The organism is Mycoplasma simbae ATCC 49888, from assembly GCF_000702705.1.
GTDB classification, from domain to species: Bacteria; Bacillota_I; Bacilli_A; order Mycoplasmatales; family Metamycoplasmataceae; genus Mycoplasmopsis; species Mycoplasmopsis simbae.
The window spans coordinates 1-17,303 of sequence record NZ_JNJG01000012.1 but is presented as its reverse complement, the minus strand read 5'-3'; the positions used below and the strand labels follow the sequence as shown (position 1 = coordinate 17,303).

Here is a 17,303-nt window from a genome sequence, read left to right as displayed (position 1 = left end):
TTTTGTGGAATAGATTTTACAAAGTGTATAATTTCAAATAATATATTTTGAGGAAAAATGATAAAAAATAAGCTTTTATATTTATCTACAGTAATTTTTGCAACCTCGCTAGCTTCAAGCTCTTGCGTTATTGACAAAAATATAGACGATTTTAAATCATGTTCAGACAAATTAATTAGCATTGAACACAGGCTAAATAAAGCTCTTAAGTCCAATATAAATATTAATAAATTAATAAAATCATTGCGTGTTTACACTAATTTTGAAGATGCAATATATTTTTATTCACGTATTTTATATACCCTTAAATTTGGTATTGAAAATAACAGAATTACACAACAATTACATGATTTGATTTTGCATAATCTTTTAAATTTCACTAGACAAATAATGTCAAATAATTTTTATATTGACCCAAAATATAAAACTGAAATTTATGGTTATTTGATTTATCTATCTAAATTTGCATCTATGGAAGTAAGAAGTAATCTAGATTATCGTAACACGCAAGATTTAATCTTGAAAACACCCCAAGACGAGAGTAAAAATAGTCAGCAATTAAATTTTGTTAGCTACAGTTTGCAAAAGGATGCGATGAACATTTTAAAAAACATAAAAGAAGCAAAAAATGACCCTAAACAAATAGATTCTTGAAAAAGCATTGCTCGAATTTATCGCAGCCAATTAATGAAAAAGAAACAATTTACACACGATTATTCGAAATTTTTTGTTTTAAAAAAATTTATCTGGCCACAAAAATATAAAAATGATGAGTATATAGATGAGGTTAAATCTATAAGAAGAGGTATTCAAGAAAGAGCCCGAATCATTGAAATGAATCGAAATACCAGTTATGAAGGGCTAGTAAACCTGAACTATCTAATACCTAAAAATATTAAATTTAACATTGATAACAAAATTAATAGCTATACCTTGTCATTTGACTATAACGATAATTTGAACAGCGATGACATTTATATAAATGCCTACACAGTTAAAAAATACTCATCAAATAGTGACCTTTTATTGATTAGAATAAAATATATGCCTCAATTGATGAATTTTCAAGAATTTTTAGCCTACCAAGACAAGTATGTATACTCACATAATTATAATGATCCTATTAACAAAAACGTGTCAGTGTAAATTTAAACAATTTAGGTATAGACATTAATAAATTATTTATTGATAATAGTGACTTGGTTGTTAATGTTGATTTTAAGCCCTTTATATTCAATGATGTAAATAGCTTTGATGATGATTACCGCGACTATGCACACATAGATTATTTTGTAGACAAGTTGGCTGAGCAACCTAAAAATAAGCTTAAAGACGTATTAATAGTTACGCCTTATGATCTTGAAATATTTTTTAACTCATATGATGAATGAAATAAATATAGCAAATACATTATCAGTGGCTATCTAGACGGCACGCTTTTTGAACATAAAGGAGAAAAATATTATTGATAGTTGTAATCTTACCACAACATGCTGGACCTATATAATCAGAAATCGTAGTTTATAATGAAAATTATTATGCGCATTGAGAAAAACCAATAATCGAAATCTTATAGGGGTGTAATTTATGTTTAAAAAATCATTTTTAGTTCTATCTATTGCAACAACATGCACTTTAACATCTTGTGTTAACTCTGGTAATATCCCTACAAAAAATAATCTTAATCTATTTGAATCGGATTTACACAAAAGACTTAACATTATTGTAAACAGTGAATCTTTAGCTCAGCGATTTCATATAAATGAATGAAATAATAAAAGTACAGCACACGTTTTTCTTTATTCCGAAATCCTTGATTATTTAGGTTATTTATTTAAACGTAATGAAATTTCTATAAGTAAGTACACAACTTTAGCAAGCTACGTAAAAAATTTTACACTTAGCATTAATAACCCCGCATACCAAATCCCATATGATTTAAGATCTGAAGTTTATGGTTATTTATTATATCTACATCAGTATCTAAAATTTCAGTATTTCAACACATTATCTTATACAAATTTAGCAAATATAGCAAGCACATTTTCCGAAGATAACAACTCTGCACAAGCTGGATTTAATAATATAAATTTGCATTTGGATACTCAAATTAATGAAATATATTCTGAATCGCTAAAAATAAATGACAATTCAAAACTGCAACAGCATTGACAAGAGTTATCTAGATTATTGTTAGATGAAATGGATAATAAAAATTTTGGCATAAAGGATTATATTGATTACTATGATTATGAGAATCCTTATATACGCGGTACTGAACCTACGGAACGTAGCGCTGATAAACACTCAACTAAGAAAAAAATAAAATATCTGAAAAAAAGAATTTCTTTATTTGATTCCACACATATGTTTACATACAAAGATTTGGCTCATAATCGCAGTCAATTAACTATTTTAAATGCAAGAGTCCGTTTTAAAAATACTGATACAGATAAAAACTTATTAATTTTTGACATTCCAACACACATTAATTTAAATGATGTTTCAATAGCAACGAACCAATTCAAACAAGACCAAATTAACTCAGATTTTATTGTTTTTAACGTCAAATACCAACCAAAATTGATGGATTTTGAGCAATATCTTGATTTTGTTTCCAAACATAAATACTCAAAAAATGATACCTCAAATCTAAAATTCAAAACTGTTTCTATTGATTTGCGTGAGCTTGGAATAAATGCAGATGTTCTTGTTAATAATTTATCAAGAAACCTGATAGTTGATATTAGGGTGTCACCATCAATATTTCACACTAATTTTTACACCACTAATGACAATGATTACTACTGATATGGCGATTTGTATAGCAAAGCTATCCTTGAGCATCGTAAAAACAATGTGAAAAATATATTAGTATCAACACCAACAGATAGAGAAATCAATACATTTAACTCAATGCAATGAAATAAGTATCGAAAACATTTAATAAGTAGATATTTAGATGACAAAATATTTACAGTCGGGGATAAAATTTACTACTGAAAAGACTGAGAAAATATTGAAATGTTTGGATAAAACTACAAATTATTATTGTGCACGCATTAAAACTAAACAAGGAATTAACATCTGAAAAAGGTGTTAATTTTTCGTTTTAGAGAAAGGGAATTAAAATGTCTAGACTTTTAACAAAAATAGAATTTAGCCTTATTTATCAAACTTATCTTAAGAAAGGTTTTGAAGCTTCAATCAAAGTTATGTACGAAATTTGCCTACATACCAAAAAAGCTAAAAAGATATATTCGTAGACGAATATCCAAAAATAAAATACTATAATTTAAGTATGCAAGATAAACTACTTACAAAGAAAGGTTCAGAATGTAAAAAAGTAAGTGGCAGACCTAGAAAACGTATAGAACCTGATTGAGATATTTTTAATAAAGATGAACTAATAGAAATTGCAAAAAGATATTATGAAATAACTAAAGATTTACCGACAAAAGGCAAAGCCAAGAAGAATAAAAGCCGGCAAGAATTATAAACAAGCAATAACAGTTACAATTACCTATCTAATTATGCTGGTAATGTAATTTTTAATTATCTAAAGTCAGATACAATAATCAAGCAACCGCAGTACACTTGGTAATTTAATTACAAATAATAAAAATAAAAACGATCAGTGGAATAAATATAGAAAATACATCATCAGTGATTATCTTGATAACACCAAATATGTGGTTAACGGGCAATAATATTATTGAGAAAATAAATTTGGTTGAAACAATTAATGAACCAAAGAAATTTAAACTTAATTTTTCTTTAAAAGACTCATAAAATATTGATGAATTAACAAAAAACCACAAAAATGGCTTTGTGGTTTTTATTCATTGGTTTCAGAAATTTGTTCGGTTGTTGATTCAATATTAACAGGGGCATTGGTACCGATTTCAATTTCAAAGCGGTAGTGTTTTTGTTTTTTGTTGGGAGTGGAAAGAACTTTAAAACTTACACCCTCATACTCATATTTAAGATTTTTAACCAGTTTTTCATTAGTTTTTTTGGCTACTCATTTTTCCAGACTCATATTTAATTGTGCATCCGGAAGTTCAAAATCTAAATTCATACGTTTTAAAAGCTCTTTCATTGTTACATAACCGCTGGCTTGGAACAGCTCTAGACTAATCTCGAAAATGTCTTGAATTTCCTCTTCATCGTATTCATCGTATATTTCACCAACAATTTCTTCTAGGATGTCTTCAATAGTGATAATACCAATTACTTCGCTAGAAGAGTTGTTGTTTGTAACAAAAGCCATTTGTGCACGCTCTGAACGTAAACGTTCAAGACCGCTAGCTAAAGTTAAATTGGCACTAATTGTGGGGATTGTTTTGATATAGTTAATGACTTTACCTTTTTCTAAAAAGAAAATATCTTTAAGTAAAACTATGCCTAAAAACTGTCCATCTTTTTCAATCGGTAAACGTGAATAATTGGTTTCTTTAAACATTGCTAAGGCTTGAGCAATATTGGCTTTATAAGACAGATATGACATATCTTTAATGCGAATATAGTGCTTGCGAATTTTGGTGGTGTCTAAATCAAGAGCATTTTGGGCCATAATGCTTTCATTAGCTTCCAAAATACCTTCAGTGTGGGCAACATCAATAATGTTTTTGACATCTTGCTCAGTGTTGGTGATATAAATATCTTTGCTAATTTTGCTAATTGGTCAACAAATTGGGAAAAATATTCAGTATAAAACTTCAAGTACATAACAAAATATTTTAGCTACTTTTTCTGGGTGGGCTTTAGCAACTAATTTAGGAATAATTTCACCAAATAAAACAATGATAGGTGTTAGCACCGCTGTAGAAATAAGTGCTGATCATTCCGCATAACGCGTGAAATTAGTTGACATTAAATAAGCTACTGCTGCTGAAAGAGCAATATTGGCAATGTTGTTGCAAATTAGAATTAAGGCTAAAATACGATTGAACGAATTGTATTGTTTTTTAATGATTTTAGCGCCAAATTCATTGCGATCTAGCATAGATTCAAGCTTACCAGGATTTAACGTTGAATAAGCTGTTTCGCAGCTACTAAAAATTGATGAGCAAATTAGTAAAAATACTAATATTGGTATTAATACGATGCTGAGCGTGTCCATTAGAAATTATTTTCCTTTTCGGTTGGTTTGTAAAAGTTGATATTTGTAAATTTTGCTAAATGTGGAACAAAACGAAGGTCAATTTTTCCAGTTTGTCCCCCACGGTGTTTAGCGATAATTAATTCAATAGGTTCGCCAAGGTCTTTGCCTTCAAAATCACCTGTGTTGATATTTTTGTTTTTTGAGTTGTAGTAATTTTCACGATATAAGAAAATTACCATATCCGCATCATTTTCGATAGATCCAGATTCACGCAAGTCTGAAAGGTTGGGACGTTTGTCTTCACGCAGTTCGGTTTGACGATTAAGCTGAGATAAAACAATTATTGGTACATTCAACTCTAGTGCTAATGTTTTTAAGCTTCTAGAAATACGCGTAATTTCCATTTGTCTATTATCTGAGCCACCTTTTTTATCTGAGTGAATTAGTTGCATATAGTCCACAACGATTAAATCAAGAGGCTCAACTTTGTGTAAACGGCGACATTTTCATAGCAATGTTTGTAGCTCGTTTTCGTAGGTATTATCAATAAAAAGATTTAATTTGTCAATCTTATTGTGTTTAATTGCATTGATTTTAGCTACATCTTCATCGGTTAAAAGTTGAGGTTTTTTTAGCTTGAATTGATCAACGCTAGCAACCATTGAATAAATTCTACCCATTAATTGTTTAGGTGGCATCTCTAGACTAAAGAAAGCTACACGACGTTTGCGATTGCTATTTTTTTTGTTTTGCTGAGAAACATTAACAGCAATGTTTAACGCAAGAGCGGTTTTACCAATACCCGGACGAGCCGCTAAAATAATCATTTCCGCGCCGTGCATTCCTTGCGTGATGCGGTCTAAATCATCATAGCCGGTTGGAGTTCCACTAATCGAATCCATATCCATGCTACGCAGTGTATATAAATCAGCAGCATATTCATCAGAAACACTTTTAGCTGTTAAAAAGTCCTCACCATTTTTTGCCCGGTCGATATCAATTAATAATTTTTGAATATCTTGAACAATATCATCTGGTTGCAATGATTTATCAAGTTTGCTTAATCTTACTTGCAACTCATTAACTTTAGCTTCTAGAGCTCTTAGTCTAGTTAGACGAATTAATTCTTCAAGATAAATTTGAATATTAGCTGGCAAACCACTATTTGCATAAATATCGCTCAATAATGCCGGTGTAACTAATTTTTCATTAGTTTTAGCAGCTAAATTCAGTATTTGTTGGTTATTAATACTGATATTATTGTTGTATAAATATGAAATAACCACAAACAAACGTTTGTGTTCGATGATTGCAAAATCCTCCTCAAGCAGATATGGCAATACGCTATCAGCATATTCATTGTTAGACAAAACCACGCCTAAGACATTTTGTTCATAGGCTGAGTTAATATGAATGCTATTGCGTAAGGTGTGCTCGGAGTTACTTGACATTAACTTTAACCTCGATTTGCAATTTAGCTACAATGTCTTTGTAAATGTTGATTTCAACATCGTGTAGACCATTTGAAACTAAGTGTACTTTTTGTACTGCATACTTGTCTAATTTGTAACCTTTTTTGGTTAAATCTCTTAAAACATCTTTAGTTGAAATTGATTTGTGAACAACTAAATTGCCGTGCGCATCAATAAGCGCATCTAAAGTGTATGTTAATTTTTCTTTTTCAATTTGAGCTTTTAACTCGTTAGCGTTGGCTCTTAGCTCCATTTCGTTAGCTGTCAAATCGCTTAAACGTTTTTCAAGCTCTTTTTTTGTTTTTGGATTGTATGGAACACCAAAACCTTTAGCAACTAAAAAGTTGGTTCCATAGCCAGCAGACACTTCAACGATTGTGTTTGCTTTACCGTGTTCTGAATCTTTAATTAAAATAACTTTCATTATTTAACCCCCACTATTGCTTGTTTGATATTACTAATAAATGTTTCTAAATCATCATTAGAAACTGCGGCAGCGGCTGCAAAGCCGCCTCCACCGCCTACATTTTCACAAATTATTTGCACGTTAGTATCAATTCCGCGTGCACTTAGTTTGTATTTATCACTTTTTTCTTGTTTTGCTACCACAAACGAAGCCTTACGGCCATCAATACGCAGTATTTCTTCGGCTGCGATTGAAATTAAATCATCAGGCATTGCTTCGTTTGAATATGCTAAATAAAATCCTTGTTTTACCTCTTGTAAATTTTCTAAAAGTTTATTCACTCGTTTTTGTGTTTGTTCATCTATTTTTAGAGCGTTAGCAGCCACTGTTGAGTTAGCACCTCTGTGTTCTAGTCAACTTGCAGCTTCAAATGTTTTAGAAGTTGCGTGTTTTTGGAATTGCAGTGTATCTAAGCAAATTCCGTTTAATAACATTTGCGCAGTAACTAAATCAATGTCTATTTTACGCTGTGCAAACATCAACATTTCAGTTACTAGCTCACTAGCTGATGAAGCAGCTGTGCTGACAATCCTGTTTTCACGTGGTGCAAAATCAATAGAAAGCTTCATTCTATGATGATCTAGAATAAAAATATTTTGTGATTTTACTTTTTTAATTGCTTCTGGATTATCCGTTCTAGTTGGGTGTGCATTATCAACAAAAACAACAAGTGTATTTTCGTTTGAAATCTTATTCGCCTGCTGAGGACGGATAAAATATGGTTTAACAATATCTCAATATTGAGCTAAAGCCTTCTTAGTTGTTTCATCCTGAGTAGCTGAACATATAAAGGCGTTTTTACCGTAAGTTTTAGCCATTGCAAGCACACCTAAAGCAGATCCAATAGCATCTAGATCAGCTACGGCGTGACCATAAATTACAACATCTTTAATTTGTGGATCAAACAGCTTTTGTTCAAATAATTCCGTAAAGGCTTTAATTCTGGTTCTATCCACGCTTGGCATAATTTCAGTAGTTGAGCCAAAATAAATTGGTTGTTGATATGGTGACATTACCACCACTTGATCACCACCGCGTCCTTGTGCTTGCAATAATGCTGTTCTAGCTAAATCAGTTTTGACAGCAAAATCATTATCGCCATATGCAAAACCTGCAGATACAGATACAACAATATTGTTGGTGTTTGTTTTTAACTTATCGTGCAGTTGGTCAAAGAAATCGAATTTTTTGTCAATCATCTTATCTAAGGAAATTTTGTTTGTAATAATCAAAAACTTACCGTTAGTGTTGTATTGTCTGTAAACTAGATTGTATTCTTGAGTCAAGGAATCTAAAACGCTAACAACACTTTTGTTTAGATTATACATTTGCTCTTCAGATAATATTGATTGATATAGTGAATAGTTGTCTATTTCTAATTCAGCAATAACTGACAATTCTTGTTCGTAAAGTAAAGAACTTTTTGTTTGCAAGGTTTTATCTTGAATAAGCAAATAGCCGTCTAAATCATATAAGGTAGCTGAATAATAGAATTCATTATGCTTAAAATCTTGCGTGTTAACATCAGTTGTAAAATTTAGGTGAAAATTTGCTAAAAATGCATTTAAACTTGTGCCTACAAGCTTTTTACCAAAACGCATGCGAATAAAGTTGCTTACGTGAATAATGTTGCCAGTTGCGTCATATATTAACGCACCAATATCACCTCTAGTTAAAATATCGTCAACATAGCTGTTGTATGAAGATTTAATCTTGTTTTGCGTATAAATAAATTGTTTAACTGCCAATACGCTAGTAACGCCTACAAGTGTAGAAGAAGCTATCATAGACACTGTAAAAAGTATTGTAGTTATTTTTGAATCATATACGTAAAACAGGACAAATGAAACAATTGCAATTATTAAAAATAGTACTGCACTTAAAATGTAAGTAAGTAGTTTTTTCTTAGAACTCATAATTTAAATTATATATTAAATTAAATAGCTAAATTTGAATTATTATAAGTACTTTTTCAAGTATTGTCCAGTATATGAACCTTCAACTTGAGCGACTTGTTCAGGCATTCCGCTGGCAACGATTTTACCTCCATTTATTCCGCCCTCAGGGCCTAAATCAATGATGTAGTCAGCACATTTTATTACATCCAAATTGTGCTCGATAACCACAACAGTGTCTCCATTATCAACAATTTTGTTCAACACTTCCAATAATCTGTGAACATCATACGGGTGCAAACCAGTTGTGGGTTCGTCTAACACATAAACAGTTTTTCCAGTTGGTTTTTTGTGTAAATAAGTTGCCAATTTTACGCGTTGTGCTTCACCACCACTTAAAGTTGTGGAAGGCTGACCAAGCTTAATGTATCCTAAGCCAATATCTTTAATAACTGCAAGTTTATCTTTGATTTTAGGTCTATTTTGGAAAAATTCATAGGCCTCATCAACACTCATTTCCAATACATCCGAAATATTTTTGCCCCTGTATTTAACTTCACGAGTTTCAAGTGTGTATCTTTTACCGTCACATTCATCGCAAGCGATATAAACATCAGGTAAAAAATGCATTTCAATTTTAATTGAGCCATCTCCAGAACATTTTTCGCATCTTCCCCCTGGAACATTAAAGCTGAAATTAGATTTAGTAAAACCTCTAGCCTGAGCTTCTTGAGTGGCGGCGAATAAGTCTCTAATATCGTCAAAAACAGAAATATGAGTTGCTGGAGTTGAGCGAGGTGTACGCCCAATTGGGCTTTGCGAAATTGGGACCACTTTATCAATAGCTTGAATGTTATTTATTGAGCTAAATTTCCCTAATTTTTCAGTACTTTTATTGACAACTCTTTGAATTCCTTTGACAAAAATCTCATTTACTAGTGTAGACTTACCAGATCCACTCATTCCGGTTACTGCAATAAATTTACCTAGTGGAAATTTAACATCAATATTTTTAAGGTTGTTTTCTTTTGCTCCAAAAACTGTCACCACTTGCCCATTGCCGCTACGTCTTGATTTAGGTACTTCAATTTTTCTTTTACCACTTAAATATTGGCCAGTTAGCGATTCAGGAACGTTGATAATGTCTTGAATTGAACCTTGGGCAACAATGTGACCACCCTCCATACCAGCACTAGGCCCAATATCTACAATATGTTCTGCAGCTCTTATGGTATCTTCATCGTGTTCCACAACAATTAAGGTATTACCAATTTCAACCATATTTTGTAATGTTGCAATCAACTTTTCATTATCGCGTTGGTGTAAACCAATTGAAGGTTCATCCAATACATAAAGCACACCAGTTAGATTTGAACCTACTTGAGTAGCTAGCTTAATTCTTTGACTTTCCCCCCCTGAAAGTGTTTCTGCACTTCGGTTTAGATTTAAATATCCAAGGCCAACATTGTGTAAAAAAGTCAAGCGGTTAAATAATTCAGAAATAATTAAGGTTGAAATTTGTTTTTCATTTTCGTTTAGTTCAATATTTGCAATCGTATCTAAAGCTTCATCAACTGACATTTTAGTGAAATCGTTAATGTTTTTATTGTTGATTTTAACAGCTAAAGCGTATGTATTTAACCTTGCATAATTACATTTTGAACATGGATATGAACCCATGTATTTTTTTAATCAATCTCTAATTGCCTCTGAACTTGTTTCCATGTACTTGCGTTCGACTAATGTTAAAATACCTTCAATTTTACGATTTCTTCTTGTTTTGTTGCCTGCCGAAGAAACTAATACATACTCAATTTCTTCTTTTGAGCCGTATTTAATAATTTTTAAATCTTCATCGGAAAGTTCATCAATTGGAGTGTTTTTGTCAATATCATAGTGTGCAAGCAAAATATTAAATTCTTGTCACTCTAGATTTTGTGTATTCACAGTATTTTCAAAGATTTTTATACCACCATCACTAATACTTCTTCATGGTTCAGGAACTAATGCTTCAAAGCTTGCTCGTAAATCAACACCAAGGCCTTTACATTGAGTACATGCTCCAGCTGGCGAGTTAAATGAGAATAAACGTGGCTCAATTTTTGGCATTTCAAAATCTTTATACATACATGAGTGCAATTTTGAAAATGTTTTAGTGATGCCATCAAGTGTTTCAATTTTCACTAACCCATGACCATACTCAGCCGCTACACTAACCGCTTCGGCAATTCTTGCTCTATTTTCCTCATCCACAACGATACGATCAACTACAATATCGATTGTGTGTTTGATATTTTTATCAAGATTAATTTCTTGATCGATAGGTAAAATTTCCCCATCTATTTTCAAACGTAAAAACCCTTCTTTTCTTAGCTTTTCAATTAAATTTGCGTGTGTTCCTTTTTCATTATCTACAACAGGAGACAATATAATTAATTTAGAATTAGGCTCTAAACTGTATATTGAGTCGATAATATCTTTGTTGGTTTGTGATTTTATCTCAATTTTGTGACGTGGGCAATAAGGCACACCAATTCTAGCGAACAATAAACGCAAATAATCATAGATTTCAGTTACAGTTCCAACTGTAGAACGCGGGTTGTTGTGCGTTGTTTTTTGTTCAATAGCAATTGAAGGACTTAGCCCATCAATTGCATCTACATCGGGTTTGTTTGTTCCGCCTAAAAATTGTCTAGCATAGCTACTTAAACTATCAACATATCTACGGCGACCTTCTTCATAAATTGTGTTGAATGCTAAACTGGATTTACCGGAACCACTTAAACCGGTAAACACAATTAATTTGTTTTTTGGCAGTGTTAAATTAACATTTTTGAGGTTATTTTCACGTGCACCTTTTATAATAATTTGTTCTTTAGTGGACATAAATCCTCCTATTGTTTTTCTAATTCAATAATAATATCTCTTATTTCAATGGCTTTTTCATAGTCAAGGTTTGCAGCTGCATCATTCATTTTTTGTTTTAACTCAGCAATTAATTCAGCTTTAGCTTTTTTATCTTTATTTTTTGATTTGTTATCACTCAAATAAAAACTAATTTGTTCATCTTTAGCATCATCTAGCAGGCTATCCGGGATATCTTTAATAATTGTTTGAGGAACAATTTTATGCTCAATATTGTAGGCAATTTGCAACTGTCTTTTTTCAAGATTATCTTCAATAGTTTGCTGCATACTTTGAGAAATTTTATCTGCGTAAAATATAACACGCCCATTGGCATTTCTAGCTGCACGCCCAGCAATCTGAATTAATGATTTGGTATCCCTTAAAAACCCTTCTTTGTCAGCATCTAAAACAATAATTAAACTCACCTCAGGTAAATCTATACCTTCACGCAATAAGTTAATTCCTATCACGGTGTCATATACACCCTTTCTTAATTTAAGCAATATTCTATTACGCTCAAAAGTATTGTGTTCAGAGTGGATAAATGCAACTTTTTCATTTTTTGCTAAATAATGGCGAGTTAATTCTTCAGCCAAACGCTTGGTTGTTGTTAGTATCAGTGTTCTTTCGTTATTGGTTTTTTGTTTTTGTAATTCGTCATAAATATCTTCTACTTGATTAGTGCTAGGTCTCACTTCAATTTGAGGGTCCAATAGGCCTGTAGGTCTAACGTATAAACGTGTTAAAACGCCATAGGTTTTGTCTAATTCATATTGTTCAGGAGTAGCTGAAATATAAATGGTTTGAAAATCAAAAGCTTGCTCAAACTCATCAAAACGCAAAGGTCTATTATCCAAGGCCGAAGGCAATCTAAAGCCATAATCCACTAGCGTTTGCTTACGGTTTCTATCGCCGCGATACATTGCTCTTAGTTGTGGCAGCATCATGTGGCTTTCATCAATAATTAATAAAGGGTCTTGACCTTTAAAATAATCTAGTAATGTATATGGACGTTCATTTTCTTCACGACGGTCAAAATAACGTGAATAGTTTTCAATTCCTGGACACACGCCAAATTCGCTTAATGAGTCCATATCTTTGCGAGTACGTTCTTCAATACGTTGCGCCTCTAATAATTTATTGTTTTTAGCAAAATATTCAATTCTTTTTTCCAGTTCAATACCTATTTTTTCAACAACTTGACGAGTTAAATCAGCACCAACTGTGTAGGCATCTCCAGGGAAAATTCTATATTTTTTAAACTTTTCAAATACGCTTTTAGTAACTGGATGACATGTTGATATTGAATCAATTTCATCGCCCCAAAAATCTACTCTAATTAAAAATTGATCTGAGTGCGCTGGACGAATAAAAACAACATCACCTTTTGAACTAAACGTACCTAAATCATTGTCAACTTCATTGCGTTTATAGTTTTTTTGAATTAATTCACGCAAGAAATCGTTTCTTTTTCATTGCTGACCTACTTCAATATAGAAAATTTGTTCGCTGTATTCATCTGGGTTTAATGCACCATAGATTGCTGATACAGATGCCACAACAATAGTATTTTTATCAGACAATAAAGAGTTATACGCAGACATTCTCATAGCTTCAATTTCTTTGTTGGTTTGAGAGTTTTTATCAATATATGAGTCTGAACTTGGGATGTAGGCTTCTGGGCGGTAGTAATCAAAATAAGAAACAAAATATTCAACTTTGTTTTCAGGGAAAAAGCCTTTTAATTCACTATAAAGCTGACTTGCCAATGTTTTATTGTGTGAAAGAACTAAAACAGGGCGGTCAAATTGAGCAATAACATTGGCAATAGTAAATGTTTTACCACTGCCAGTTACCCCTTTTAAAACCTGAAATTTTTGACCTTGCTTGATGTTTTGCACTAATTCATTAATTGCTTTCGGCTGATCGCCTGCTGGTGAATATTTAGAAACTAATTTATATGCCATTATTGCCTCTCTATTAATATTAATATTGTACACATATATATAAATTTGTGCCACTATATATCAATATTTAAAAATTTGATTTTTTTGATAAAAAAGGAAAAAATTAACACTTTTGTACAAAAAATATTAAAAATAACTCCGCGGAGTTATTTGCTTTTGTTTTTGTTGTTAATGCTGTCTCTAACTTGTCCAGTTTTGCGGTGAATTATTACTGAACCATTGCGTTTTTTGGTTAATTCATTTGAATATTCAATCGCTTCTTTTTGTGTGTCAAAAAGCTTAGTTGGACGAGTGTTACCTACACCTTTAACTTGTCATTTGCCTTTATAAGGTGTAACGTGATATATGGTTGCTAATTCTTTTTCGGCCATAATTCCTTTCTTTTATTACTTTTTTTAATTATATCTGTGAATTATCTTGATTTTGAACATTTGCTTTATTTTTAGATTTTAATAAGTGAGAATGTTTAGTTGAAGCAGTATACACATAGCCATCGACTTTTTTAACATCTAATACTGAAACAAAGGCGTTTTGGTCAATTTTGCGCACTAATTCTAGTAGTTGGGCAGCATCAATAAACAAGCAATTTGTGATTAAAATTTTTTGTGTTTTTTTGCTGTAGCCTCCTAGCGCTGAAACAATAGTGGTAGCATACGTACGCTCTTTCACTTGTGAAATAGCTTCTTGAATGCTTTCAACTTGACTTGAGTACACTTCTACTTTTACGACTTTAAATTTAGGGAATAAAATGTTTAAAGTAATGCCGTTAACAATAATCATGAGCACGCCAGCCATAAAAGTAGGACTAAAGAAATTTTGTAATGCTCAAGCTTGTGTTTGGTAGTCTGGATATTTAGATAAGGCTACGCCAGTAGGAATATAAGTACCAAATAAATTGGCAATTATTAATGAAACTAAATGCAACAATAAAAACACTGAACCCATGTCTCTAAATTTCTTTTTCGACATGTAAATAGCAATAATATCAAAGCCAGCGGTTGAAGAACCAGTAATTAATAAGGTTGCATTGAAAATGGCTTGTAAAGCACCAAAAAGCATTGCGTAGAAAAAGATTGAAAATTCCTTAAGTGTGGCAATATTTCAAAGCACTATTTCTACTCCTTGCAAAATATTTTTGCCATCAACCTTTAATATTGAGTTAGGATCGCTAAAGATAAATCATTGTGAACTGGTTGGGATTAAAGCACAAACAAAACCACTGATTGTTGAGGAAATTAAATAGCAAAAGTTTAAGAAGGCAAAGCGTTTGCCAATTTTAAAGTAAGCAAAAATAAATAATGGCACATTACCTAAAAAGTTAATCATTCAAAAGAGTACATTAAACACAATTTCACTATGGTTATATACACGTACAAATCTAGCTAGACCTTGTGCTAAAGCCCCTAGACCCATTTGGTAAATACCCGTAATTTGCAGCAATGTAAATTCAACAACGCCAAACAAAATGCCCATTACTATTGATAATAGTATTTGTCAGCGCAGCGAGTGTAAACGATACAATGAGCCAAAGTGTAAAAATGATTGTTTGACTCTGCTGCGAGTAATTTGCGTAATACGTGTGTTTTGATCATTTGCTTTATTCATGTTTACTATTATATTGCTTTTAAAAAAATACTTATTTGAAAGCTGCAAATCGCTTAAAAACACTAAATTTGCAACTTTTTTGTATAAATATTTATAATTTAGGCATAAATTTACTTGAAGGAATTAATCATTATGAATGCAAAATTAAAACAATATTTGTTACAAATGCCTAATAAACAAGGTTATTTTGGCGAATATGGTGGTGCATATTTGCCTGAAGATTTAAAAGTTTTATTTAGTCAAATCGCTAGTCAATATGAGCAAATAAGCCAAAGTGAAAAGTTTCAAAGTGAACTTAAAAAAATCAGAAGCGAGTTTCAAGGCCGCCCCACACCAATTTATTATTGTGCTAATTTATCAGCTAAATTTGGCAAAGCGCGTATCCATGTTAAAAGAGAAGATTTAAATGAAGGCGGAAGCCATAAAACTAACCACTGTTTAGCAGAAGCTTTATTTGCCAAAATGATTGGCAAGACTAAATTAATAGCTGAAACTGGAGCTGGAAGCCACGGAGCGGCTGTAGCTTTAGCCGCTGCTCATTTTGGGCTAGAATGCGAAATTCATATGGGGGCAGTAGACATTGCTAAACAGGCACCAAATGTTGAAAAAATGCGTATATTGGGCGCTAAAATTGTCCCAGCCACACACGGTGCTCAAACTCTTAAAGAAGCAGTTGATTCAGCCTTTGAAGCATACCGTGCTCAAAGCGATAAAGCACTTTACGCAATTGGTAGTGTAGTTGGTCCACACCCATTTCCATTAATGGTTAGAGATTTTCAACGAGTTATTGGCGAAGAATCTAAAGCGCAATTCAACACCAAATACAATAAAGATCCTGACTATGTAGTAGCTTGTGTAGGCGGAGGCTCAAACGCCATAGGTTCATTCATTGCTTATTTATTTTCTAGCACCAAACTTGTAGGAGTTGAACCTTTAGGAAAAGGTCCACAAGTTGGTCAACACGCATCAACTCTTTCATATGGCAAAACCGGAATTTTACATGGTTTTAAATCAATGCTCTTAGCTGATGAAAAAGGCGAACCAAATGAAGTTTATTCAATTGCTTCAGGTTTAGATTATCCAGGGGTAGGCCCAGAACATTCATATTTAAAAGAAAATAACTTAGCTAGCTATGTAGCTATTGATGATAAAGAAGCACTTGAAGCCTTTTTACTAATGTCTTCAAGTGAAGGTATTATTCCAGCTTTAGAATCTTCACACGCTATTGCACAAGCTATTAAAATAGCTAAAGAAAACTCAGACAAAGAAATTGACATTTTAGTTACTCTATCAGGTCGAGGTGATAAAGATTTAGCTTATGTGTTAGAAAACTATAAAGATTTCATTGAAGAGTTTAGACTAAAGAACCATAATTAATATTCGTATTATCAACAGTTTATTCAACATTTTTGTGTAAAAATGTTGATTTTTATTAACTTTTCACTCACGCTGATGAAGGGAGATTGAAGAAATAATTTTTTGAATTAATAAACCTATTAAATATTGTTCTTCAGTGGTTGCTGGACACGTGATATCAAATTTTAATAGTGTTTCTTGGTGGATGCGCTTTGATCCCGTTCCACTTGCATACATTTCTTTAGGCTGATAGTATCAAGAACGTGCTAAAAAATGATATAGGAACCATGTATCGATGTTGTGTATATTTAATGACGGAACATCACCAGATGTACATTTACCACTGAATTGTTCAGTAATAATTCCAATTGATCCATTAAAGAAATTCTGTTTACCATAAATTAATTGGCCGAAGTTTCTCTTGTAATAAATCGTAGAGCCAAATTTAAGTTTGTTCTTGTTTGAACCAATTCTCAATCCAGTTAGATTTAGACCAAGAGTAATAATTTCTGACTCATCCACGGCAGG

The 17,303-nt window shown here is 32.1% G+C and carries 14 protein-coding genes; 5 read left to right on the top strand and 9 right to left on the bottom strand.

Annotated features, from left to right (window positions below):
- The first annotated feature begins 57 nt into the window (after positions 1–57).
- The 4 genes from T329_RS0103545 to T329_RS0103525 all read left to right on the top strand — a co-directional run bounded on the left by T329_RS0103545 (position 58) and on the right by T329_RS0103525 (position 3,499).
- Positions 58–1,146, top strand: a complete 1,089-nt coding sequence (locus T329_RS0103545) for a hypothetical protein (RefSeq protein WP_029609051.1) — start codon at positions 58–60, stop codon at positions 1,144–1,146.
- Positions 1,147–1,199: 53 nt separating this feature from the next.
- Positions 1,200–1,472 (top strand): hypothetical protein, encoded by a 273-nt coding sequence (locus tag T329_RS0103540; RefSeq protein ID WP_029609050.1) that lies wholly within the window; start codon positions 1,200–1,202, stop codon positions 1,470–1,472.
- Positions 1,473–1,587: 115 nt separating this feature from the next.
- Positions 1,588–3,036 carry a hypothetical protein gene (locus tag T329_RS0103535; RefSeq protein WP_029609049.1) on the top strand — a complete coding sequence of 483 codons (1,449 nt, stop codon included), beginning with the start codon at positions 1,588–1,590 and terminating at the stop codon, positions 3,034–3,036.
- Positions 3,037–3,301: 265 nt separating this feature from the next.
- Positions 3,302–3,499 (top strand): hypothetical protein, encoded by a 198-nt coding sequence (locus T329_RS0103525; RefSeq protein WP_029609048.1) that lies wholly within the window; start codon positions 3,302–3,304, stop codon positions 3,497–3,499.
- A gap of 339 nt (positions 3,500–3,838) precedes the next feature.
- On the opposite strand, the gene T329_RS0103520 is transcribed toward T329_RS0103525, so the two are convergent.
- The 8 genes from T329_RS0103520 to T329_RS0103485 all read right to left on the bottom strand — a co-directional run bounded on the left by T329_RS0103520 (position 3,839) and on the right by T329_RS0103485 (position 15,419).
- The gene (locus T329_RS0103520; RefSeq protein WP_029609047.1) at positions 3,839–5,125 is read right to left on the bottom strand and encodes a CNNM domain-containing protein; all 1,287 of its coding nucleotides are present in this window, start codon (positions 5,123–5,125) and stop codon (positions 3,839–3,841) included.
- The gene (locus tag T329_RS0103515; protein WP_029609046.1) at positions 5,125–6,558 is read right to left on the bottom strand and encodes a replicative DNA helicase; all 1,434 of its coding nucleotides are present in this window, start codon (positions 6,556–6,558) and stop codon (positions 5,125–5,127) included. Before T329_RS0103515 ends, T329_RS0103520 begins: the two co-directional genes overlap by 1 nt.
- Complete coding sequence (gene rplI, locus T329_RS0103510; RefSeq protein WP_029609045.1) at positions 6,548–7,003, bottom strand: 50S ribosomal protein L9; 456 nt, start codon at positions 7,001–7,003, stop codon at positions 6,548–6,550. Before rplI ends, T329_RS0103515 begins: the two co-directional genes overlap by 11 nt.
- Positions 7,003–8,961, bottom strand: a complete 1,959-nt coding sequence (locus T329_RS0103505; RefSeq protein WP_029609044.1) for a GGDEF domain-containing protein — start codon at positions 8,959–8,961, stop codon at positions 7,003–7,005. Before T329_RS0103505 ends, rplI begins: the two co-directional genes overlap by 1 nt.
- A gap of 42 nt (positions 8,962–9,003) precedes the next feature.
- Complete coding sequence (uvrA, locus tag T329_RS0103500; protein ID WP_029609043.1) at positions 9,004–11,826, bottom strand: excinuclease ABC subunit UvrA; 2,823 nt, start codon at positions 11,824–11,826, stop codon at positions 9,004–9,006.
- Positions 11,827–11,834: 8 nt separating this feature from the next.
- Positions 11,835–13,814 carry an excinuclease ABC subunit UvrB gene (gene uvrB, locus T329_RS0103495; protein ID WP_029609042.1) on the bottom strand — a complete coding sequence of 660 codons (1,980 nt, stop codon included), beginning with the start codon at positions 13,812–13,814 and terminating at the stop codon, positions 11,835–11,837.
- Positions 13,815–13,960: 146 nt separating this feature from the next.
- Positions 13,961–14,185 carry a DUF2188 domain-containing protein gene (locus T329_RS0103490; RefSeq protein WP_029609041.1) on the bottom strand — a complete coding sequence of 75 codons (225 nt, stop codon included), beginning with the start codon at positions 14,183–14,185 and terminating at the stop codon, positions 13,961–13,963.
- 28 nt (positions 14,186–14,213) lie between these two features.
- Positions 14,214–15,419, bottom strand: coding sequence for a YitT family protein (locus T329_RS0103485; protein WP_029609040.1), 1,206 nt, complete (start codon positions 15,417–15,419; stop codon positions 14,214–14,216).
- Between the two features lie 132 nt (positions 15,420–15,551).
- Here T329_RS0103485 and trpB point away from each other — a divergent pair, with 132 nt between their 5' ends.
- On the top strand, positions 15,552–16,796 hold the full coding sequence (gene trpB / locus T329_RS0103480) for a tryptophan synthase subunit beta (RefSeq protein WP_029609039.1): 1,245 nt from the start codon (positions 15,552–15,554) through the stop codon (positions 16,794–16,796).
- Here trpB and T329_RS03915 read toward each other — a convergent pair.
- A partial coding sequence (locus tag T329_RS03915; RefSeq protein WP_029609038.1) for a restriction endonuclease subunit S domain-containing protein occupies positions 16,779–17,303 on the bottom strand: 525 nt, incomplete at its 5' end. The two genes, trpB and T329_RS03915, sit on opposite strands and share 18 nt — an antisense overlap.